This window comes from Stenotrophomonas sp. P5_A8 (assembly GCF_056400545.1).
This window is the reverse complement of the sequence record NZ_JBFULB010000619.1, coordinates 1-807: the sequence shown is the minus strand read 5'-3', so window position 1 is coordinate 807 and position 807 is coordinate 1. Positions and strand designations below refer to the sequence as shown.

Below are 807 nucleotides of genomic sequence, written 5' to 3'. Positions count from 1 at the left end.
GTCCAGGACCACGGTGCCGCGGGTATCGCAGCGGTAGCCGTCCGTGGCCTCGGCCCGCTTGCAACCGGTCAGGGTGAATCCTTCGATGGTGATGACAGGCGCTGAGGCGCTCTGGGCCATGAGGTCGGCCAAGGCCTGCCGGGCCTCCGCCGCGGACGGCTTGCCGCTGCAGGCGGTCAGCGTGAGGGCCGCCGCAGCGGCCAAAGTCCATGCTTTCATCGCTTCTATTCCTTTGGATGGGCTCTTCGGCCCTGGTGGTTAGCGGTCGCGGTTGCCATCGGGCTGGAACCCGGCGATCCACATGCGGCCATCCCTAAATGGGGTGAGGATCCCGCTGGGGCCGGGATGGAGGTCCGTGGTCTGGATGAAGCCAGAGACCCATGCCACCCGAAGGGCCACCTCAACGGCTCGGTCGGACACACCCGGGCGGCTTACGTTGACCACAAAGGGCTGGCTGGGCGGATTAGGACCGGTCGAGCGGCCGGCCCCGGTGTTGGGCTTGCCCGCAGGCACTCGAATGCCCGTCAGCGTGTCCCGCCCCTTCCAGAGGGCCGACGTGTTGAGCTCCGCTGTATCGCCCAGGTCATCCGTCTCCGTCAGTGGGGCATCGGAGCAGGTTCGGAAGCTCTCGGTGGTCGACGCAGTCGGGCTTGTCCAAATCCTGGCCTCAATGGTCCAACACGGCAGGGAAGCACCCCATTCCTGGATGGTCAGCGCCACCCTCGGCCAATCAAGCTTCCCAAGCTGAGCCTGTTGGTGGTTGTCCGCCCTGAAGAGGTTGGGCAGCTTGCCAGCTCCACTGAGAGG

2 protein-coding genes are annotated in these 807 nt (G+C 66.2%); both read right to left on the bottom strand.

What is annotated here, in order from left to right:
• A partial coding sequence (locus AC1DQP_RS21110) for a hypothetical protein (RefSeq protein WP_478052509.1) occupies positions 1-219 on the bottom strand: 219 nt, incomplete at its 3' end.
• Between the two features lie 39 nt (positions 220-258).
• The coding region (locus tag AC1DQP_RS21105) for a hypothetical protein (RefSeq protein WP_478052508.1) at positions 259-807 on the bottom strand (549 nt) is incomplete at its 5' end.